This is a genomic window from Burkholderia sp. BE17 (assembly GCF_009362305.1).
Classification (GTDB): Bacteria; Pseudomonadota; Gammaproteobacteria; order Burkholderiales; family Burkholderiaceae; genus Burkholderia; species Burkholderia pyrrocinia_C.
Genome location: NZ_WHNU01000027.1, coordinates 98826 through 122662, shown reverse-complemented (window position 1 = coordinate 122662; position 23837 = coordinate 98826). Strand labels below are relative to the sequence as shown.

Genomic DNA, 23837 nt, shown 5'->3' with positions numbered 1-23837 from the left:
GGACGGGCACGGGCAATATCACGATCGCTCAGGGATTCACGTACAACAACGCCAATACGCTGACGCTGACTGCGTTCAACAACCTGACGGTGAATTCGGGCGCGGCGATCACCAATACGGGAAGCGGCTCGCTCACGCTGGCGTCGCAGGACCGGATGACGATCAACGCCAACATTGCGGTCGGGGGCAATCTTTGGCTGCAGGCGGGGGGCGGTATCGCCGTCAACACGCCTCAACTGACGGCGGGCCCGAACGCGAACTTGACGATCATTGGCGACAACAGCCCGTATGGTGTCGGGCTCGCGCCCGGCTTCAATTACGGGAATTCTTCGGCCGGCGCAAATACGCTGCTCGCCAATGTGGGCCGCAATTACGGCGGAACCAGCAACAACCAGGTGACGTTCAACAGCGGCACGGCCAATCCGGTCGTCCTGCAGGGCGGCAATGTGACCGTCATGTCGGGTAACCGGGGTGGCACGTCGGATTTTCTGCCGAGCTCGGTGGTGGTCGAATATGGCGCTGGCAAGAGCGCCTTCAACAACTCGCTTTTCGTGCTCGGCTTCGGCCAGATGGAGGTCGAGCGCTCGGATGCGGCGACTGGCACGGTAAAGCCCGACATCACGCTCGACCCTGCGGCAAATCTGGGCGGGGGCATCGTCTATTACGCGCTCGGGTCGAGCAGTTCGTCGACCGCGCTGACCGTGCCCACGAGCCTGAGCGCGCCGAATTCGGCCTCGCTGGTGTTTACAACCGCCAGCGGCAATATCGTTCTGCTCGGCAATTCGTACGCGGCGGGCTCAGTCGCAGCGAGCACTTTCTGGGGCCCGGGCGGTCAGCTCGTCATCGACGCGGGACGCATTAATAATTATGCGGCCGTGGATGTGGCCAACGCCTATGCAGGTAAAGGCGCCGTGCAGTTTTCCGGAACGGCGCCCACAATCCTGAAAGGGAGCGATGTCATTGTGTCGAGCGGTTGCAACACGGCGGCCAATTGCGCGGCGTCCGATCGCACCACGTTTGACCCGTCCGTTGTGCTCGTGCATCCGAATTCGGCGAGCGGCCAGTTCGGCAGCCTGGTCGTCGAAGGTTTCCAGAACACGGTGGTGCAGGACAGTGCGGGTGCAACCGTGCCGATTCTCGCGAGCACGCAGATCAGGGAGCTTTCCGCGAGCAACCTGATCGTGACGCAGAACCTGATTGTCGGTAGCGGCGGGACGCTGGATCTCGAGGCGGGCGCAAGCAACGGACTGCAGCTCAATACGCTGACCAACTCAGGTCTGCTCACGTTCGCGCAGCCGAATACGATCCTGCAGGGTGACTATGTCTACCTCTGGTCGGGAACGGGTACGGCGGTCGCCGGTACGATTCCGACGGCTTCCCAGGCGACGTGGCAAGGGTCGGTGTCGGCGACCGAGGCGCAATTGCCCAGTCAGGGGCGCGTGTCGTTCGATACGCCCACGAACCAGGTGCAATTGCGTGCGGGCAATAGCGGCAATCAGTTTGCCGCTGTGGACATTCGTGGTTTCGATGATACCCGCGTCGATCTGCTGCAGAACGGTAGCAATACGGCTACGTCGAACTTGTTTGCGGTCAACGGCTCTCTGATGATTCAGGCCAGCGGCAACATTGTTCTGCCGCAGGGCTACGGTACGACGGGCGTCGCGAAAACAATGGCCGTCACGAGTTGGACAACGTTGCAGGCCGGCTTCGATTACGCGACGGGACAGAGCGATCTGTTTGGCGAGCTCAAGGTGTTGGCGCCGCAGCCTCTTTGGCAAATTGGCGGCAACGTCATGCTTTGGTCGGGGTTGGGTTATAACCAGACTACGGGTCAGGTTGACAAGATTGATTTTGCCGGTGGCGCGACGGGGCTGGCCACGCCGAGCATAACCGACAGCATCGACGACTACGCGTACTCGGGTAAGCCGATCATCCTGCAGCCGTCGTCGTCCGGCATGTTCGGCTTGGTCGACCTGCGAGGTTTCGGCAACGTCGACCTCTATGCGGTCAGCGCGTCCACCACGCCTGCATCACTTTCCTGGTCGGGAAGCGTGCTGAACGGATTCACGCAAAGCTTCCCGCTTGCCACGACCGGCTCGAACTACTTCCGGATCTTCGCGGATCACAACATCGATCTGTACAACCAGTACTTCCGCATCGGCCAGACGGGCAGTCTCACGTCTGTCGACCTGGAGGCCGGCTACAACGCGTTCAACTACGACACGGCGGTCAAGTCGGGCAAGCTGACCTTCATGGATCCGGCGACGCTGACCGCGCGAACCAATCTCGCGGCGTTCCAGCCAGGCGGGACCGACGAATACATTCTGGTGAACAACCGGGGGAACGATACCGGCAGCGCGAACGACCTGACGAACCTGCAGTGGGACTGGACCACGGGCGGCATCAACTACGTGCCGTTCCTGGACAGCATTCAGCTTCTGTCGTTCCGCAACGTGACGCTGCAGACGGCCGGCAATCTGCCGATGAATGGCTCGCGGGTGTGGGGGCCGGCTCCCGACAATTTCGGGTCCGTCCAGATATCCCCGTTCGGCGGCAGCGTGGTGCCGGCACTCGAGGGCGATATCACCATCGTCCCGAACGTCTATGTCAATCCGCAACCCGTCTACCCGAACTGGCCGCTCGACGGTTTCACCGCTTATACGCTGATCGGCAATAGCGTCAATACGACGGGCATCCTCGGATTCAATTCGGGCGTGACGTCCGCCGTATCGGGCAACGATGTCAGCAACGGCATCGGTTATACGGTCAGTGTGCTGCACAACGCCGTGCTGGCCGATGGCGTGACGGCCGGCAAGACCTCGAGCGTGGTCAACGTATCCGCGGATACGTCCAGCTCGCCGAACGATCTGGCGGCGGACGAATTCATCAACATGAACCTGACGGCGCTGCGGGGAGACGTCACGGTCAACTCGCGCGGCGCGATCATCATGACAGGCTGGGGCAATGCCACCGACACCAGCAACATCACGATCCGGTCGCAGGGTGACATCGGCATCGGCGCCGATTTCAAGCGTAACGGCGCGGGCAATCTGACGTTGCAGGCGGACGCCAATCTCAGCAGCATCTTCGGCGGCTACGCGGCGATCGGCCCGCTCTATACCGGCGGCAACACCGATCCGCGCGGCTACGACACGTCGGGCGCCGACGGCCGCGGCGCCGTGTTCAGCGTCGATACGTACAGCGGCATCCAGCCAAATTTCGGGCAGGTCTGGACGCTCAGCACGGTTTTCACCGTCCCTGCCGGCGCGAGCGGGGCGTGGTATACGCTGAGCGGCACGCCGATTGCAGCGGGTACGGTGCTGGCCGCTGGTACATCCGTGATCTCGGTTAACGGGAACATCGTCAACGGCAACAATTACGGCACGTTCTTCACGGCGCTCAACACCACCGGTGGCCAGAACGTGTATGCGATTTACAGCTACAGCGTCGTCAACAACGGCCGCATTGCCAATTTCACGTCTCTTGGCGTTGGAACGACAGTCGGCGGCGTCACGGCCGGAACGGTTTCTTCAGATGCCGGAATCGTCACGGACGTGGGTGGACAATCTAATCCGATCGGCACGATCGTGACAGGCAACACGGGCAGCCAAGGGCTCGGCCTGTCCGGTCAGTTCTATACAGTCCCCCTCACCCAGTACATCAATTTCAGCACCAGCGCATTTACCCAGTACTCGACCAGTCAGCCTTCGGGCATCCTGACCAACTGGGCGACGCCGCTGGCATGGCAAACCCAGGTCAGCTCGCCGCACACCATCACAACGGGGACGGGGAATCTCGATATCCGGTCGGGCTACGAGTATCAGAACGGCGTTGCCGGTCATCAGGCGGGCGACGTGGCGGACCTGCGTCTCGGCAGCGGCACGCTCGCCAACACAGGCCTGAACAATCCCGAGACGGTCGCGACGTGGCTCAAGGTCGGCACGACGACGGGCAGCCTCTCGATCGCCGGGTACCGCGACATCATCGTGTCGGATCCGGGCGGCATCTCGCCGGCGGCCGGGACGGCGCCGGTCACGCTCGTGGCCAACCGCGATCTCGATGTCCTGTCGTCGCTGTCGCGGGCGTCGTCGGGCTCGCTGCTGACGCTGGGCGCGGGCAACATGATCGTCACGTCGCCCGGCGCGGTGATCAGCGCCGACCAACTGCAGCTGATCGTCGGCAACGGTGCGGACATCGTGACCAGCGTGAATGGCTTGTCGGGCGAGCTGATCGCGCCGGCGAGCAACGCCACCGGCGTGCTGGGCGTGGGCGGCACCTATCGCGGCATGTCGATTCTGGGCGATACCCCGACCGGCGTGCTGTCGGTCACCAACAACAAGACGGTGACGATCAACAGCGGCTTCGTCAACGGGACATTGGCCGCCTTTACCTTCGGCCCGAACGGACTGAATTGGCCTGCGCCGGCGCCGTACGGCTCGCCGACGACCAACCCGCTCGATCCGGTCGGCCTGTCGGCGCAGAGCGCGGGCGCGACGCTCGCGGGCAGCATCAACGTCGGCACCACGGCGGGCGACATCATCGTCAATGCGCCGATCACGGTCGCGAATTCGTCGGGAATCACAACCGGCGAAATCAACCTGAAAGCCGCCGGCAACATCGCGATCAACAGCAACATCACCGATTCGGTGAGTGCGCCCAACGGCAACGTCTTCCTGCAGGCCGTCAACGGCAATATCACGCACAGCGGCACGCAAGGGACCAATACGGTCAGCGGCAACGACCTGACGATGATCGCCAGCGGCGCGATCGGCGCGACGGGGAGCGGCAATGCGATCGACACCAACGTCAACGTCGCGCTGTTCCAGTCCGGGGCGGGGACGTACCTGTACCAGTCGGGTCCGCTCGCATTGACGGCGGCCGGCAGCGCAAACGGCACGGTCAACATCACGGACAGCCAGAACACGCTCACGGTTGGCAACTTCCCGGCCGGCACGACGCCGCAGTCGACGCTGACGTCGGCGGTGACGAACAACGTGTACGCGAATGGCCTGACCTCGGCGGTCGGCATCGTCGACACCGGCAGCAACAGCATTACCCTGAACGCGATCGGCGCGAACAGCGACGTGATGGCAGCGGCGCACACGTATACGCCGAACGGCTCGATCACGGTGAACGCGGGCCGCAACATCCTCGACACGCTGGAAGACGCGAACTACGGCGACATCGGCATCGGCACGGACACGCCAACCTCGAACAAGCTGGCGTTCTCGGCGGGCGGGACGCTCACGTTGACGGCAGCCAACACGATCGGCGGCGACGGCTCGACCACGCCTGATCCGCTCGACGTCTATTTCGGTAACTTGAACGCGACGGCCAATGGCACGCAGGCGCTGTCCGGCGTGTACTTGACCGCGCTCGACACCAACGCGTCAGGCGGCGTCGTGATCGGCGGCGGCGTAAGTTCGCAGAAGAACATCGACATCACCGCGCGCGCGAGCACGGTGGCGGGCAGCGGGTCGCTGGACGTCGTCGGCGCGATGACCACCGCCAACGGCGGCTACATCCGCCTCGCGGCAGACCGCGACGTGGACGTCGACGGCGCGGTGAGCGCGGACACCACCGGTAATCTGGTGCTGACGGCGGGCCTGAGCGGTACCGGCAACATCAATCAGGGCGCATCCGGCACGTTGACGAGCGGTAGCGGCGAGATCAACGCGTATGCCGCCACCAGCATCAACTGGGACGCCAACGCGACCACGGCCGGCAACATCCTCGCGCAGTCCGGCCAGGCGATGACGTATGGCGGATCGGGGGCGCTCAATGCGGCAGCCGTGGTGCTGACGTCCGGCACGACGATCGGCACATCCGCCAGCGCCGTGCAGACGAACGCCAATAGCCTCGCAATCGCGAACGGCGGCGATGCCTACGTGAACAATACCGGCGCGGTGACGCTCGCGGCGGCGAGCAGCAACAACGCCAGCATCAATGTCGGCACGACGAACGGCACGATCGCGGTCGGCATCGTGAACGTCGCGTCGAACGTGGTGAGCGGCACCGGCAAGGACGTGGGCTGGGACAACAATCCCAACAACACGCCGCTCGCGGCGGGTGCGGCCCTGGTGGGCGTCGCCGCGAACGGTAGCGGCAACGTGACGCTCACCGCGAACGGCACGGGCTCGAACGTGCTGATCAATCAGAACGTGACGAGCGGCAGCGGCGCGATCACGGCGACTGCGGACACCAACGTGGTGTTCAACAAGGGCGTCGCGCAGACCGGCACGGGTGCGACCGGCATCGTGTCGCTGACGGCGACCAACGGGCAGATCATCGACAACGAGGCGGCTGCCGCGGCGGTGGTGATCGGCAATACGCTGAACGCGACGGCGGCGAACGGCATCGGAACGGCGGCGAGCGCGGGCGGCCCTGGATCGGCGGGCGATCTGGCCACGCAGGTGGCGAACCTGGATGCGGTAATCACGGGCACCGGCAACGCGGTGGTGCAGAACAGCGGCGCGCTGAACGTGATGGGCAGCGTGGGCACCAATACGTTGAACGTGGGGTCAACGGCGGGCATCACGGTGAGCGGCCCGATTGCCGCGCCGGGTGGCACGGTCGACCTGACTTCTGGCATGAGCGCGCTCGGTTCGACGGGGCTTGTGAACAATGCCGGCGGGGTCACGCTCGCATCGGATGTCACGACTGGTAAGCTGGCGATCAATTCGTCGGGCCTGGTACAGCAGACGGGCGGCACGATCAAGGATTCTGTTCTTTCGGTTGATACCACGCGGTACACGGCCGGCAACTCGGCGACGCTGACCAACGATACTTCGACGCTGACCGAAACCGGCTCGACCGTTACGGGCAACTACACGATCAGCACGGGCGGGACGCTGAACCAGACAGGCAGCACGACCGTTGGCGGCAACCTGACCGAGACGGGATTCACCAGCGGCACCGTCAACGGAACGGTGAAGGTCGGCGGCAACTACAACGGTGTGAACAGCTACGGCCCCGGAGGCAGCATTACGGCCGCGGGCGCGAACAGCTGGACCAACGCCAATGCCGCGACGACCGGCGTCGTGGTGGCGACCGGCACGGCGCCCGACTTCGACCTGGCCTCCGCGAACCTCGGTACCGGCAAGAACATCACGGTGGATCTGCGCAGCAAGACCTCCACGGTGACGGGCGCGCAGAATGCGATCCTGCTCAACGGCAGCGGCAGCAATGAACTCGGCGCGGTCACGCTGACGACGGGCGGCAAGGTTACGGTCGCCACGGCGACCAACGACTACAACCTCGTGCAGACGGCGCCGGTCAGCGTCGCGTCGCTGACGGTGAATGCGGTCGCCGGTTCGAGCGCGGCCAGCGGCCTGCAGAACAATGGTCTGGGACTGATCAACGGCATCAACTACGGTACGCACGACAACGCGCTGAACGGCGGCAACGGCAGCCGCATCGCGTTGATGTCGTCGGGCAACAACATCGGCGCGATCGCGATCAACAACGCCGATACGGCAGGCATATCGAGCGACGGCAGCATCACCGTTAACAAGGTGACGGTGAACAACGGTTTGTCGGTGGTCTCGACGGGCGGGACGATCAGCAATGGCGCCGGCACGGCGATCCAGGCGCGCACGCTCGATCTGTCGGCACTCAACGGCATCGGCACGGCAGCCACCCCGATCAATTACGACACCGCCACGGTGGTGTCGGCGACCGGGGCGCCCGGTGTGCTGGCGACGTCGGTGACCGGTCCGACCGGCAACACGTTCGTGTCGACGACCGGGGCGGTTCAGCTGGGCGGCACGGTCAACACGATTGGCTTCGCATGCAGCAGCACGTCGTCGAATGTATGCAATCCGGCCACGACGACGACGGGTACGACAGTCGCAACCACGTCGGTTGGCAATAGCGCGCTGCTGGGCAACGTCACGCTGACGGCGGCCGGCCCCGTGACGACAGGCAATACGGTGACGACCAACGGCGGCAACATCACGATCGCGAACAGCAGCGGCAACGTGACGTTGAGCAACGCAGTGGCGGCCGGCGGCCAGGGCAACGTGGAGCTGACGTCCGCCGTGGACCTGCTGGTCAATGCAGCGGTCAGCTCGGCCGCGGGTGAAATCAATGCGCTGGCAGCCAACAACGTGTTGCTGGGCGCGAACGTGAGCACCGGTGGCAATGTGTTCGTCGACGCCGCGAGCAAGGCGATCACGCAAAGCGCCGGCACGGTGAGTGGCAAGGGCATCGTGCTGACGGCCGGTACGACGATCGGCACGGCCGCAGCGCGCATCCAGCTCAATTCGAGCCAGCTGGCGCTGCAGTCGGCCGGCAGCGCGTATGCGACCGAACAGGGCCCGACGAAGGTGGCCGGGGCAACCACGGCCAACGGCGCACTGGATGTGCAGACCGTCGCAGGCGACCTGACGGTGGGAACGGTGAATCTTGCACCGATCGTTACCGGCAATGCGATCGGCGCGGCACTCACCGGGTTGAACGCCAATGGCACGGGCACGATCCGCACGCAAGCCAATGGTGGTGATCTGAACGTCAATGCCGCGATGACGAGCGGCAGCGGCGAGATCAACGCGAAGTCGACTACCGGCAATGTGAACCTGGCCGCGAACATCACGACGACGGGCAATGCGTTTGTCGAAGGCAACCAGGCGATCACCTATACGGCCGGCACGATCACGGCGAAGGGTGCGGTGCTGACCTCGGACAACGGGCCGATCGGCGCGGTCGGCCCGGGTACGGTGCAGACGGCGGTGAGCAGACTCGGCGTGAATTCGGCCGGCGATGCGTTCGTGAACAATGCGGGCGCGATGACGGTGGCGGCCGAATCGGCCAATAACGGCAATCTCACCCTCAGCACCACGAACGGCACGATGACCGTGGGCAGCGTCGCGCTGACGCCGCTGATCGGCGGCAATGCGGCCGGCCTGACGTTCTCCGGCGTGAGCGCCAACGGAAGCGGCAATGCAAGCCTCACGGCGGGCGGCACCGGCTCCGATGTGCTGATCACGCAGAGCGTGACCAGCGGCAGTGGCGCGATCGACGTGACGGCGAACCGCAACGTGACGTTCAACAACGGTGTGGCGCAGACGGGCGCCGGCGCGACGGGCATCGTTTCGCTGACTGCGACCAACGGGCAGATCGTCGACAACGAGGCGGCGAGCACGGCGGTGGTGATCGGCAATACGCTGAACGCGACCGCGGCGAACGGCATCGGAACCGCGGCGAGCGCGGGCGGCCCTGGATCGGCGGGCGATCTGGCCACGCAGGTGGCGAACCTGGATGCGGTAATCACGGGCACCGGCAACGCGGTGGTGCAGAACAGCGGCGCGCTGAACGTGATGGGCAGCGTGGGCGCCAATACGTTGAACGTGGGTTCGACGGCGGGCATCACAGTGAGCGGCCCGATCGTCGCGTCGGGCGGCACGGTCGACCTGACTTCAGGCATGAGCGCGCTCGGCTCGACGGGGCTCGCGAACAATGCCGGCGGGGTCACGCTGGCATCGGATGTCACGACCGGTACGCTGGCGATCAATTCGTCGGGCCTGGTGCGGCAAACGCAAGGGACCATCAACGATACATCGTTGCGGGTCAATACCGCGCGCTTTACCACAGGCAATTCGGCGATCCTGAATAACGGGACGTCGACGTTGACGGAGGCCGGTTCCAGCGTGGCGGGCAATTACACCATTACCACGCAGGGCACGCTGAATCAGACGGGTGCCACGACCGTCGGCGGCAGCTTCTCCGAAAGCGGCGAAACCGGCGGTACGGTGTCCGGCATGGTGAAGGTCGGCGGCAACTACAGCGGCGTGAATCAGACGTCCGGCGGCGGCAGCATCACGGCGGGCGGCTCGAATAGTGCCGTCAACAACAATGCGGCCTTGACGGGAGTCGTGACGGCCAACGGTACCGGACCGGACTTCGATCTGGCGTCGGTCAATCTGTCCGGCACGACGCTTTCGAACGTGACCGTGAACCTGCGTTCGATCAGCGCGAGCGTCGCCGGCGCGACCGATGCGGTCCTCCTGAACACCGGCAACAACGCGCTGGGCACCGTGACGATCACGACGGCATCGGCGCCGGTCACGGTGACGACGGGCTTGCACGACTACAACCTCGTGCAGACGGCGGCCATCGAGTTGCCGGGCACGACTTCGCTGACCGTCAACGCTGTCGCGGGCGCCAACACACCGACGCAAATGCAGAACAATGCGCTCGGTACGATCGGCGGAATCAACTATGGCACGCACGATAATGCGCTCAACGGTGGCCAGGGCAGTCGTATCGTCCTGAACAACCCGGCCAATACGCTGGCCGGCGTCACGATCAACAACGCGGATGCCGCGAACGTCGCGGCGAGCGGTAACTTGTTGCTCGGCGCGATCACCGCCGCAAACAGTGTCGTCGCTACCTCGCAGAACGGTGCGATCACCCAGAAGGCCAATGCACCTGCGGTCGTGGCGTCGGCGTTGGTCCTCAATTCGGCGACCGGTATTGGTGCTAGCAACGCGCCGATACGCTACGACACGGCCACGGCCATTGCTGCCGGTGACACGCCGGTGTTGGCGACGAACGTCAGCGGCAACGGTGGCACCGCGGTGTCGACGACCGGCGCGGTGCAACTCGGCGGCGCGATCAACGAAGTCGGTTTCGATCTGACCAGTTCCAACCTGTCCGGTACGACGAGCACCGGCACGTTGTTGTCGCCAACGCTGACGAGCAATACGGCGGCCACGGGCGAGATCAACCTGAAGTCGAACGGCACGGCGACGCTGGCCGCGAACGTTGCAACGACGGGCAACGCGTTCATTCAGGCCGGCAGCGGCAATATCGCGCAGACGGGCGGCACCGTCGCAGCAAACAGCGCGGTACTGACGGCGCTGGCGGGCGCGATCGGCACCGCGAGCAATCCGGTCGCCACGGCCGTCAATACGCTTGGTCTCGACGCGCAGCGTGACGTCAATGCGTCGAATGCGGGCGCACTGACGCTCGGGGCAATCACGACTACCAATGGTGCGGTGAACGTCCTGACCACCAACGGCACGCTGACCGTCGGTGCGGTCAACGTGCTGCCGACGCTGGCTGGCAACGCGATCGGCCTGACCCAGAGCGGCGTGAATGCAAACGGGACTGGCGCGGTCAACCTGAGCGCGGGTGGCACGGGCTCGAGTTTGCTCGTTGACCAGAACGTGACGAGCGGGAGCGGTGCGATCACCGCAAGCGCCAATCAGGACATCACGTTCAACACCGGCGTGATGCAGACCACCACGGGCACGACGGGCATCGTCTCGCTCGCGGCCGCCAACGGTCAGATCATCGACAACGAGCCGGCATCGTCGCCAGTCGTGATCGGCAACACGCTGAACGCGACAGCGGCCAATGGCATTGGCGCGGCGGCAAGCGCCGGCGGGCCGGGCTCGGCCGGCGGCCTGGCGACGGCGGTCTCGACGCTGAGCGCCACGGTCGCAGGCACCGGTGACGCGGTGATCCAGAACCAGGGGGCGTTGAACCTCAGCGGCAACGTCGGCGCGAACGCACTCAAGGTTGGGGCGACCGCGGCTATTACGGTAAGCGGGCCGATCAATGCATTCGGCGGCAGCGTGGACCTGGTTTCGGGTATGAACACGCTCGGTTCGACGGCACTGTCGACCAATGCGGGTGGCGTCACGCTGGCGTCCGACGTAACCGCCGATACGCTGTCGATCAATGCGTCGGGCCTGGTGCAGCAGACAGCGGGCCTGATCAGCGACCGTACCTTGCTGGTCGATACGACGCGCTTCACGACGGGTAATTCGGCGACGCTGACCAACGGCACGGCTGCGCTGATCGAGAACGGCTCCTCGGTGGCGGGCAACTACGACATCACTACCCAAGGCAGCCTCGACCAGACGGGTAGCACCACGGTGGGCGCCAACCTGACCGAGACCGGCCAGTCCGGCGGCGCCATCAACGGCACGGTGAGTGTCGGTGGTAACTACACTGGCGTGAACGCGTATGGCCCGGGCGGCAGCGTCACGGCTGGCGGCTCGAACAGCGCGACCAACGCCAATGCGGCGACCACGGGTGTCGTGGTGGCGAGCGGCAGCAGTCCCGATTTCGACCTGTCGTCGGTGAACCTGGCGGCTGGCCATGACGTGACGGTCGATCTGCGCAGCACCACCGTAACCAGCGTGGGCGGCGCGACGAATGCGATCGTATTGAACCGCGGCGCGAACGCGCTGGGCACGGTGACGCTGACCACGGCGAAGGCGCCCGTCACGCTGACGAAGAGCACGACCGACTACAACCTGGTGCAGACGTCGGCGATGGACCTCGGCAACGTGACGGTCAATGCCGTGGCCGGTTCGAATACGGCCACGGGCATGCAGAACAACACGCTGGGTACGATCGCGGGCAGCAGCTATGGCGCGCACGACAACGCGCTCAACGGCGGCCAGGGCAGCCGCATCGTGCTGAACAACCCGACGAACACGATAACCGGCATCACGATCAACAACGCGGATGCGGCGAACGTGGCGGCGAGCGGCAACCTGGTGCTCGGGGCGATCACGGCAGCCAATAGCGTGGTCGCCACTTCGCAGAACGGGGCGATCGCACAGAATGCGAGCGCGCCGGCGATTGTCGCGTCGGCTTTGGTGCTGAACGCGGCATCGGGCATCGGCGCCAGCAACGCTCCGGTGCGCTACGACACGGCGACGGCCATCGCGGCAGGCGCTACGCCCGTGCTGGCCACGAGCGAAAGCGGCAGCGGCAGCACGGCGGTGTCCACCACCGGAGCCGTGCAACTGGGCGGCGCGATCAACGAGGTGGGTTTCACGCTCGCCAACTCGAACCTGTCGGGCACGACCACCACGGGCACGATGCTCACGTCCACGGGCGTCGCCAACACGGCCGATACCGGGGAAATCAACGTGCTTTCGGCCGGCAGCGCCACGCTCGCGGCGAACGTGACGACCAATGGCAATGCCTTTATCGAGGCAACGAAGGGCGACATCGTCCAGCGCGCGGGCAAGATCAGCGGAGCAGCCGCGGTGCTCACCGCGGACGCCGGGAATATCGGCACGGCTGCGAGTCCGATTGCAACGAACGTACAGACGGTCGGCCTCAATGCGCTCGGGAACGCCAATGTGGTGAACGATGGTGCGCTCGATGCCGCTGCACTGACGCACAGCAACGGCTCGATTGCGATCAAGACGCTCAATGGCCCGCTTAGCGTTGGTGCCATCAATGTCCAGCCGGCGCTTGGTGGCAATGCGGCGGGACTGACGGCATCGGGGGTGACCGCGGACGGTAGCGGCAACGTTGTGCTGCAAGCTAACGGCGGAGACTTGAACGTCGATGCGGCGGTTGCAAGCGGTGGCGGTGAAATCAACGCGCGTTCGTTCGGCGGCAACTTGAACCTTGCGGCGAACGTTGGTACGACAGGTAACGCGTTTCTCGAGGCGAACAACATCGCTCAATCGAACGGCGAGATCAGTGCGACGGGAGCCGTGCTCACCGCCGATACCGGCTCGATCGGCTCGGCTGGCGGTACTGGACCTCTGCAATCATCCGTGCACTCGCTCGGTGTTACCGCGGCGCAGAACGCGTCTGTTATCAACGCGCTTCCGATGACGGCTGCCGCTCGCACCCAAGGCGACCTGTCTCTTCAGACGAAGACCGGCCAACTGACGATCGGCGATCTGACGCTGTCGCCGGGCGTATCGGGTAATGCAGTTGGCATCGCGCAATCTGGTGTTTCGACGCAGGGCAATCTGGCGCTGCTCGCGGCGCCGGCATCGTCCAGCGGCGTGCTGGAGATCGATTCGCCGGTCAGTGTGGGCCAGGCGATGATCGGGGCCGGCGGCCTGGACGTGAACGTTCGAAACAACGTCACGGTTGGCGGCCCGATCACGTTCGTCGCCGATGCGGCTTCGGGCGCGAACCCGGGGCCGGGATGGTTCCGCAACACGGCAAACGTCGTGTCCAACGGGGGGGGCGTTGCGGTTTATGCGGTGGCCGGCGGTCAAGCACCCGATGGCTATGCGACCGATGCGGTGAATCAGGTCGTGTTGGGGAATATCAGCGGTATTCCGAGCGCGTCGGCGCCCGCAAGTCGCTGGAACAGGGCGTATCCGTCCAGCAGTTTCGTTCCGCAAGTCGGGTTGATCGAAGGGAACGGGCTCTTCTACAAGGCAACGCTTGTGGCGATTCCGCCTTCGCAGCAGGCCATCAGCCCGGGCGGGACGAAGGTGACCGGCACTACCAGTAACGGCAGTACCAGTAACGGCACGTCCGGCCCATCGAGCGTCTCGGTCGCCAGCGCAGGGGTGTTTATCCCGGCGGCGCAGAATGGTACGGCGCAGAGCCAGTATGGCGGACTCTTTGCGGTGGATCTGAGCGACCTCTATGGTTCGCCTGCCCCATGGGGAGTCGACGCAACGGCATCGCCGTATGTCCGCGCGACATTCGAGGCGTCATTCCCGATAAACGGCAACTATGCACCGCCGCGCTTCACATTCGGCGTTTTCCCTTCAACTGTCGTTACCTGTGACAACGAGCTGCTCGGCGACAAGACCGATGTGAAGCTTGCGTGTACGCAGGTGTTGTCCTTGTCGGCCCGTTAGCAGACGGCGACGCCCTCGAGATTGGACGCCACGGGCGGACAGTCTTCGGGGGCGATCGCATCCTGCTATATGAACCATCTTATTAAAATTCGTCCAGGATCGATCGCGGAATAGATTGCGGTATAGAAGGGGGAATAATTTATTCGGATTACTTATCTTGTGCGTGGGCAGGAAAAATTATTTGTTTCATTGTTGCCGAGGCGGAATGCTGCTGACGCAGATTATCGAAGCAAATTTGAACCCCCTGCGTATATGCATGGCACTTGATGCGTCGTTTGTTTCAGTGTCACAAATCTTGACAGTCTGGTCATGGGGCCTGTTTAGAGTACATCAAGCCGACTGGTTTCCTGGCTTCGGTCGTCTAGCGATCGCCAGGGCGTCGAAAACGCAGAATTACGTATTCGTTGTAGCGATATGAAAACAGTCAAGACTCGGATTGCGATGACCGTTGAAAGATGGCAGCCATCGATGAACGGTGTGGCGCGAGGGCGCAGGTACGTCGAGAAATTCGTGGTGCCCGCGCTGGCCTTGAGCTGTGGAATCGGCCTGAGTGCCCGGGTTTCGGCCGAGGAACTGTCGTCGGCACTTCCGCACGACGAGCAGTTGCTGCGTGAGCTCGTCGAAATGCACGATCGCGGTCCGCGCGACTCGGAACTGCTGCAGCGGGCCATCGATCTCATCCAGCGTGACCAGAACGAGATTCAGCGGCTGCGCAACGAGGTTGCCGCATTGCGCGGAAAGTCGAGCGATACGGGATCGGCCATTCCTATCGGTTCGACTCGCGAAAGTGAGCCAGCCCATCCGGCTACTGCAACGTCGCGCAATGCCGACGTTGCCGGAGTGCGAAGCGGTGGTCCCGATAGTGCCGCCGTAAATGCACCCGGTCGGAGTTCAGAGAAAACCCAGCTCGGAATGGCTCCGCCTGCGAGATCGGCAACGCATGGAAATCCGACCGCCGGCGACATCTCGGGAACCGTTGGCAGCATTACATTGGCTGCACGCGACATTACCCGGGCACAACCGGAGAGCGCGCCGACAGACGATCGCGCGACGAACGCGTGTGGTGCAAGGCCGGTAGCCCTGCAGGGCCCGACGCCGCTCGCTCCTACATTTCCCGCGCTGGGCGATCAGGCTGCAGCCGATGCCTATCGTGCAGCACTCGCACGAGCGGGAGAAGTCAGTGCGGAACCTGGTTTGCCAACCACGGATATCGAAGGGCTGCGTGCGAAGCTGGCTCAGTTCGTCGGCCAACCTGTCGATCTTGAGCTGGTGAAGAAGATCAGCCGCACCGCGACAGAGTATGTCGCTGCGCACACGGATAACCTCGTGAATGTTTACGTGCCGCCGCAGAAATTGCGTGACGGCAATCTCGTCGTGGTGTTGGCGCCGGCCAAACTCGGGCAGGTCCGTACGCAGGGCCAAAAACACATTTCCGAACACGATCTCAACTGCGCGATCCGGTTGCGTCCGGGCGACCGTGTGGATCTCAAGAAGCTGACAGACGATCTGGCATTCCTGAATACGTCGCCGTGGCGGCAAGTGAGTTCGTCCTTCACACCGGGCACGGAAGCCGGTGAGGCCGACCTCGTCTTGCAGACCGTGGACCGCTATCCATTGCGGGTGTATGGCTCGTGGGACAACACTGGCACACCGCTTTCAGGTTTGAACCGCTGGCGCACCGGCTTGAACTGGGGTGACGCATTCGGCATTGTCGGCAGTCGCCTCGACTACAGTGTCGCGATGGGGAACACGCCCAAGCGGTTGTTGGACCATACGCTGCTCTTTACGAAGCCGACGAGTTACCGCGATACGCTGACATTTACGGGCAACTATTCTTCGAGCGATGTGCCCATCGAGGATGGTTTGTTTCACAGTAAGGGGCATAACGTACAACTCGGCGCCCAGTGGACTCACGTCCTCGGCGGACCGGCTGTGCCGGGGAGCGAGGTCACGGCCGGCTTCGAGTACAAGCGCGTCGGTAACGAGCTGCTCTTCAATGGGTCGAGCCAGACGAGTTCCGCGCCCAAGCTGTACCAGTTCTATGCGGGCGCCCAGGTTCCGTGGATCGATCGCCTCGGTAGCAACTCGCTGAACTTCCGCTTTACATTTGCACCCGGCTATAACAGCGATGCCGATTTCAATGCCGCACGTGCTGGTGCGGAGTCCGATTATCGTCGCGTCAATCTGACGTACGATCGATATATCAATTTGCCAGCCGGCTTCTCGTTGCATGGTCGCTTCAATGGGCAGTGGGCGAATGGGCCGATCATCGCAAGCGAGCAGTTGCAGATCTCGGGCGCGGCCGCGGTGCGCGGCTACCGTGAAGATGTGCTGCTGGCGGATTCAGGTTACGTCGTCAACATCGAGGCGCTCACGCCCGCGATCGCATTGCCGATTCCATATACCAGTTCTGCCGGACAACTCCAGGGTGTGTTGTTCTACGACTTTGGTCATGCGTTCGAACGCGGTGAGCCGCAGCAGAATGTTGCATTGAACGAAATTGGCAGGAAATTTAATATCGCGAGCGCCGGCTTTGGTGCCCGCTTCAACATCAATCAAAACGTGAGCCTGAAAGCCGACGTCGGCTGGCGTCTGCGTGGTCCCGCGTCGTTGCCGAGCTACGTCGTTCATGGTTCGCTCGTCGTTGCCTATTAACGGAGTTTCAAGAGATGAATATCACGCCCCCGTTCGGGTATCGCGACATCAAGGCCCTCAATCGCACGGATTACGTGCGGTATTCGCCGCCTGTCGCCGTTCCGCCGTTCGTCGCCGACACGGCGGTCGTGCCGCTATGTATCGGCGAGATGCCCGCGGCGGCTTGGGACTATCCGCTTGTGTTCGTTCACGACGCAACGCGTGAGCACGTGGCCCTCGTTGCAATGATGGGGCTCGCTGCCGGTGAGAACCTGTTTCACACTGAATCGGGTTGGAAACCGGGCAGCTATCTTCCCGCATATGTGCGACGCTACCCGTTCTGCATGGCACAGGTGACAGTCGATGGGAAAGTCGATCCGAATTTGATCGTCTGTGTCGAGAAAGACTATGTGACCGAGTCGGAGGCCGACGACGGCCGACAATTCTTCGATGCGGAAGGCAAGGCGACAGCCGAATGGCAGGGGATCGAGGCGTTTTTGGGCGAATATGAGGCGGACCTCGAGAAGACTCGCGCCTTTTGCGCGCGGTTGGTCGAACTCGATCTGCTCGAGCCGCTGACCGCTACCGTCACACAGCCGGGTAAGGAGAGCTGGAATGTGACCGGATTTCTCGCCATTAACGAAAGTCGGTTGGCGAAGTTGCCGGACGAGACCATGCTCGAGTGGATCCGAAATGGCTGGCTCGCGCGCGCTTGGTTGCATCTGTTTTCGCTGCAGCGGATGCAGCGACTGCTTCGTGAGCGGAGTGCAAGGGATAGCGCCGACGAAAGCACTGCGGACCAGAAGGGCTGATCTCCAACACGCTTCCCTCGGCCGGCTCTCGAACTGAAGGTGCGCGGAGAATGCCGGGCTCGGGCGCGGACATCGGAGCCCCAATGTGGCTAAGGGCGATCGCTTGAGATCGTCTGGCCGATATGAAAACGTACCGCGCCAGCCGTAAGGAACGGATTGCCTCGTCGGCGTCCCTGCAGCAGCCTTTTCCATGCGTTTTGTCCCTCCCTGTAGTCTCGGAGAGGTCGTCCATTCTTTTCATTGAACTCACCCGCACGAGCGTTCGCGGCCGACGCAACGTGATTCGAGAGAGCGGATCCTCAAATTGACGGCGGCATGAGCCTTCAATATGGATGAGCGCCGCCACTTCGCTCAGACATTACAGAAGCCTGAGCGACGGGAGGTGCTCGTCGAATTTCGGGGTTCCTTTCTCGGTCGCGAAAATCGAGGCTTGCTCGGAGCGACGACTATCTCGGTTGGCCTCGTGATTAGAAGCTCGAATCTGAAACCACGTCGCGATCCGGATCTCCGAATGCGTTCATGGTCCGAAGCCGATATCAGGCATATGGCCATCAGTTGATTCGGATGCCACGAAAATGGGCCTGCGTTGACATGACGCGTCCTGACAGTGTCACGTCACAGTCGCGGGCATTATCGTGGAAACCAATCGATTAACTCGCATGGGCGTGATATGGATGTGCGGTTGGCAAGATCCCGTGCCGAAATCCACGACCTCGGCGAATGTAGACGAAGGAGTGGAGTCGATGCTTCATTTCTCATCAATGGAAATTGCGATTCTCGAGCCGGACCGAACTGAGCTCGAAAGACTTATTCGAACCTTATCGGCGGCTGGCCATGTGCCGTATGGCGCAGAATGCGACGTGGAATGGCTCGATTTGCTTTCGATGACGGATCCTGATCTGGCGCTTGTCGACTGGACGCACCCGGACGACCGGCGGTTCTCGACGCTAAAGCAGATGCGCGAACGATCTCCCGTTCCGATCGTGCTTTGTGTTGCCCCGGACACCCCTGAGGATCGCATTACCGCCGGCTTGAATGCCGGGGCCGATCTCAATATCACGGGCCCGATTGGGTCTCTTGAGTCTCTTGCGCGTATCAACGCACTGGTTCGTCGTACGTATCCGAGACGCGTGATATCAAAGGGCACACCGATGTTCGGGGAGTTCCGTTTTTCGCCAGTCGAGCTGTGTGTCGATAGAGCCGGTCACAAGGTCCGATTGTCGGCAAAGGAATTCGATGTCGCGCTAGCGCTTTTCGAGAATTTGTCTAGCCCTGTAAGTAGGCGAGAACTTGCGCTCATCATGTGGGGAGACGGCGAAAGAAGCAAATCGCGTGGCATCGATACTTACATTTCGGTCGTTCGTCAGAAGCTGGGTTTGCATTCCGAAAATGGTTACAGTCTTCGCGCTGTATATGGTCAAGGGTACCAACTTGATCGGACTACTCCGTGAATCCTGCGATTAAGGCTTCGTGAGCAATTGAATCTTTCGTGTGGCGTTGCATCGCGCGTTCCAGTTCGTTACTGACGGTTCATGCCTGCATAAGCTCGTGTGCAGCGTGGCTGAATTCCGATAATGTCGACACGGGGCTCACTGCCTGACTGATGAAAGAATTCGGCGCCAGGTGACTTGGTGTGTCGTAGGGCGACGTGCGGAAAGTCGAGCAAAACACCGATGCGCTTCCCGAAGCTGTTATATGACACGACCTGACAGTCGCATTCCCACGACCTCGTTAGAATCGATCGAACATGTGGAGAGGTTCGCGTCGCTCAACACGTTTCGATGGTGACGGCCATATGTGAAGCTGCTTGTGCCTGCGAACGATCGTTTAGGCAGGCGCGCGACATATCGAGAAGAAGACGTAGTATTCCTGATGAGGGGAGCAGTCGTGAAGGTACTAGTCGTCAGCCGCTTGGCCGTGTGGCGTATCGGAGTCAAGTCAGTATTAAGCCGCTTGCTGAGCGAAGAAGTTGAAATACTGGAGGCAGCTGACGAAACCGCGATGCTTGCGGGGTTCGGACAGGACTCTGCAGTTGATCTCTTCGTCCTCGATGGAGACGTGGCGAGCGAATCCAGCATCGATGCGTTGAGTCATTTCATATCGCGTGCCTCGAGCCTTGCGACAATCGTCCTCACGGACGACGAAGCACAACGAGCACTATGGCGGGGGAGGCTGCCGGAAGCCACGTTAGTCGACAAGAGGCGCCCGCTTCTTGACTTCACCGACGCAGTCCTGACCTTGGCGGGTCATGTTCTCGAGCGGCGTTGGTGCTGGCCGGACCGTGATTGATCGTTGCACGCGTCGGCGGTCACCTATTTCCTTCTTGATACCGATTGCCCGGATACGGATATCGAGCGTATCAGGCAGATCGAGAGGGAGCTGGACCGAAGCATCGACGCTTCCGAGCCAAATCTCCATTGGCGCTTGAGTGATGCCAGCCTGCCATCGATCCACGACATGTTGGTGCGGTTCGATGACGCGGTGGCCAGCATGCCGAAATATCGGTATGTCGAAGCGATCCTCCGGATGAGGAAATTCTCCCGCTCGGACCGCCAATCGCCGTTGCCGGGCAGTCGGGTAGAGGGTCGCCCGTGCAGCGGCAGGGTGTCTCCGTGCCGGCCATTCGGCGCCGCGAATCATAAAAGGGGAGCGATTCATTTCGCTGGGGCCAGCGGACCGGTTATGCAAGCATCGGCGCACGCTCGAACGATTTGCGAGCGGCGGCCAGGTGAGTGACGCAGCCGCAAGATAGACCGAGTTGGTGAACGTACGCGCCACTGAGGGCCCACTGTCCAGAAATGTCCTGACATCCTCTGACATTGTTTCCGCGCATTCCCAAACATAATCCGTCCGACTTGATCGCAATTCGGTCACGTGCATCACGGGGAGGGGGTGTTAAAGGGGCCCTGGGATTGCGCGAGCTTGACCCATTTATATTCATTGACTGGAAACGCTGACACGCGCCGCTCGCGGCCCGTCGATCGGTGCCCCTATCCCCCGAAGCCATGGCGAACAACACGTCAACTTGCGGGGGATTTCCGTGCTTTCTTCTGAACATTGCGCGCGGCCACGGCATATCGGCCGCGGACGCGTCCGACCTTTCCGACGCGGAACATTTCATCCCGCTCAACCGCAATCTGGTGTGCTTCGCCGACGGCTGTCGGTTGCGCTGATCGCTGCAGCGTTGTCAGCCATGAGTGCTCCCGGCTTCGCAGCGGAGGGACCGGCCAAGGCAGCCTCGGCTGCACCAGTCCCGCTCAAGGGGATCCTGATTGCATCGCGGGATATCACGCGTCCGACCGAAGTCGCGCCGCAGTCAGCGGCCGGGTCGGACGACACCCCCTGCAGCGCGGCGCAACCGGCCGCCCAGACGTCGGCATTGCCGCCGCTGCGAGACGCAGACGCGGTGGCGGCCTATCGCCGCGAGTTGATCGCGCAGGGTCCGATTGCAGTCGAGGCAGGCTCGTCAGTGGCGCGCATGCCCGAGCTCGTTGCCCAGCTCGAGCCGATGCTCGGCAAGACGATCGACGGTGTCACGCTGAAAGCGCTGACCGAACGAACCATTGCGTACGTCAATTCCCATTCGAAAGGCTTGAACGACGTGTACCTGCCGCCGCAGACCGCTGCGGACGGTGTACTCATCATCGTGATCAAACCTGCGACGGTCGGCCAGGTGGTCGCGAAAGGCCAGCGATTCGTGACGGCTCACGACCTGACCTGCCACATTCGGCAGCATCACGGCGAGCGCCTGGATACGGGTGTGGTCGCCGACGATCTCGCGTACCTGAACCGCAACCCGTGGCGGCGGACGGATGTCGCGTTCACACCGGGCAAGGTACCGGGCGAGACGGACGTCGTGCTCAATACGACGGACGAGCGTCCGCTGCGCGCCTTCGTCGGCTACGACAATGCGGGCACGCGCCTGACCGGATTGGCACGCTATCGAGCCGGCTTCAACTGGGGCAATCCGTTCGGGCTATTCGATCACCGCATCGACTTCAACTATGCGCAGGCCGCGAACGTCGACCGTTTCGCGCAGGCGACGTTGTCGTACACGATGCCGCTGCCGCTCGCACACCGCGACATGCTGTCCGCATATGTCGGGTGGTCGCGCACGCATGTCCCGCTGGAAGACGGCGCGTTCGACTCGCGCGGAACCAACTATCTCGCCGGGATCGAGTGGTCGCACCCGCTGGGCATCGACCCGGCGTCGCCGGGCGGCAACCTGCCCGAAGTTTACGGCGGTCTCGAATACAAGCGCATCGGCAGCACGCTCGCGTTCGGCGAGATCCCGATCTCCGACGTCGTGCCGGAAGTGTTCCAGGGCTATGTCGGTTATCGAGGCGGCTGGTCGGATTCGTGGGGGCACAACGACATCGACGGACGACTGACGTTTTCGCCGGGCCATACCTTCAGCGGCAATACGGACGACATCTTTAACCAGTCGCGTCCGGGCGCGCCGAGCCGCTACGCACGCGTGAACCTGACCTATGACCGCTATGTGCCGCTGCCTGCGAAGTGGCAGTTCCACATGCAGTTGAGCGGTCAGTACACGAACCAGCCGATGTTGTCGAGCGAGCAGCTGAGCCTCACCGGTGCATCGCATGTGCGAGGCTACTACGAGGACACGCTGCTCGCCGATCGCGGCGTGGTCGCGAACTTCGAGGTGCAGACGCCGTACGTGCAAGTGCCGATCGGCAGTACGACCGGCCTGCTGCAAGGGCTCGCGTTCTTCGACGTCGGCCGCGCGTGGAACAAGACACCGGTGATGAACGCTGATCTCGAACGTACGGGCACCGCGTTCAGCGTGGCCAGTTACGGCATCGGGGCGCGCTTCAACCTGAATCCCTACCTCACGGTGCGCTCCGACCTCGGTTGGCGCACCTCTCCCATTGCCGGAAAGCGCGGCGTACTCGCCGACGTTTCCGTAACGCTTGCCTACTGATCAGAAACAGGTTCCCATCATGCTCAATATTCAACCGCCGTTTGGTTATCGCGCGCTCAAGCCGTTCAATCGCCTTGACTATGTTCGTCTGCTCGATGCTGGCGAGGTTCCCGCATTCACGCACGAGTCGCCGATCGTGCCGCTCAGCTACAGCGAAATCGCGGTCGCCGCGTGGCATTACCCGATCATTTTTATCGAGGATGCGATCGCAGGCACCCACGCGGTGGCGGCGCTCGTCGGCCTCGGGCACAACCTGTTCAGTCGCGATACCGGTACCGATGCGGCGCGCTGGACCGACGGTGCGTATGTTCCAGCCTACCTGCGGCGCTACCCGTTCTGCATGGCGACGATCACGGTAGACGACAAGCGCGAGCCCGACCTGATGGTGTGCGTCGAAACGTCCCGCATCGACAGCGAGCCCTTCGACGGTGCGATTCGCTTGTTCGACGAACAAGGTGAACCGACCGACCGGTGGCCGGCGATCGAGACGTTCCTGAAGGAATACGAGGGTGACCTTGAGGCCAGCCGGGCCTTTACTCGCCGGCTCGCCGAGCTCGATCTGCTCGAGCCGTTTACGGCCAATATCGTGCGCGCCGATGGCACACAACACAACGTGACGGGAATGGTACGCGTGAGCGAGGAAAAGCTCGCGACGCTCGATGCGGACTCGCTGGCTGCGCTGCATCGCGAGGGGCTGCTCGGACGTATCTACATCCACCTGTTCTCGTTGCAGCGATTCCACCAACTGCTCGAGCGTGAATCGCGCGAGCAGCAGCCGGCTGCACCGGAATCCGCAGCCGACGCATTGATCGCCGCCGACTGAGCGCTCGCCCCCACGCCTCGCCGCCATACCTTACGCCG

Annotated in this window: 7 protein-coding genes; all 7 read left to right on the top strand. The window is 62.8% G+C overall.

Going from position 1 to position 23837, the window contains the following annotated elements:
* Window positions 1–89 precede the first annotated feature (89 nt).
* The 7 genes from GD429_RS40585 (at window position 90) to GD429_RS23065 (ending at window position 23799) form a co-directional block, all read left to right on the top strand.
* Window positions 90–14585 carry a hypothetical protein gene (locus GD429_RS40585; protein WP_227791723.1) on the top strand — a complete coding sequence of 4832 codons (14496 nt, stop codon included), beginning with the start codon at window positions 90–92 and terminating at the stop codon, window positions 14583–14585.
* Window positions 14586–14999: 414 nt separating this feature from the next.
* Complete coding sequence (locus GD429_RS23090) at window positions 15000–17240, top strand: ShlB/FhaC/HecB family hemolysin secretion/activation protein (protein WP_152860247.1); 2241 nt, start codon at window positions 15000–15002, stop codon at window positions 17238–17240.
* A 14-nt stretch (window positions 17241–17254) separates the two neighbouring features.
* A complete protein-coding gene (locus GD429_RS23085; RefSeq protein WP_152860245.1) occupies window positions 17255–18031 on the top strand; it encodes a SapC family protein in 777 nt (258 codons plus the stop codon).
* 635 nt (window positions 18032–18666) lie between these two features.
* Window positions 18667–19482, top strand: coding sequence for a response regulator transcription factor (locus GD429_RS41875; protein ID WP_152860243.1), 816 nt, complete (start codon window positions 18667–18669; stop codon window positions 19480–19482).
* Between the two features lie 436 nt (window positions 19483–19918).
* Complete coding sequence (locus tag GD429_RS23075) at window positions 19919–20320, top strand: response regulator transcription factor (protein ID WP_152860242.1); 402 nt, start codon at window positions 19919–19921, stop codon at window positions 20318–20320.
* Window positions 20321–21437: 1117 nt separating this feature from the next.
* Window positions 21438–22976, top strand: a complete 1539-nt coding sequence (locus GD429_RS23070) for a ShlB/FhaC/HecB family hemolysin secretion/activation protein (RefSeq protein ID WP_193727172.1) — start codon at window positions 21438–21440, stop codon at window positions 22974–22976.
* 19 nt (window positions 22977–22995) lie between these two features.
* Window positions 22996–23799, top strand: a complete 804-nt coding sequence (locus GD429_RS23065) for a SapC family protein (RefSeq protein ID WP_152860237.1) — start codon at window positions 22996–22998, stop codon at window positions 23797–23799.
* Window positions 23800–23837 lie beyond the last annotated feature (38 nt).

Bases quoted from the DNA above. Each gene is read 5' to 3' on its own strand.
- GD429_RS23085 (WP_152860245.1), top strand. From the start codon at position 17,255: ATGAATATCACGCCCCCGTTCGGGTATCGCGACATCAAGGCCCTCAAT.
- GD429_RS23090 (WP_152860247.1), top strand. From the start codon at position 15,000: ATGAAAACAGTCAAGACTCGGATTGCGATGACCGTTGAAAGATGGCAG.
- GD429_RS23065 (WP_152860237.1), top strand. From the start codon at position 22,996: ATGCTCAATATTCAACCGCCGTTTGGTTATCGCGCGCTCAAGCCGTTC.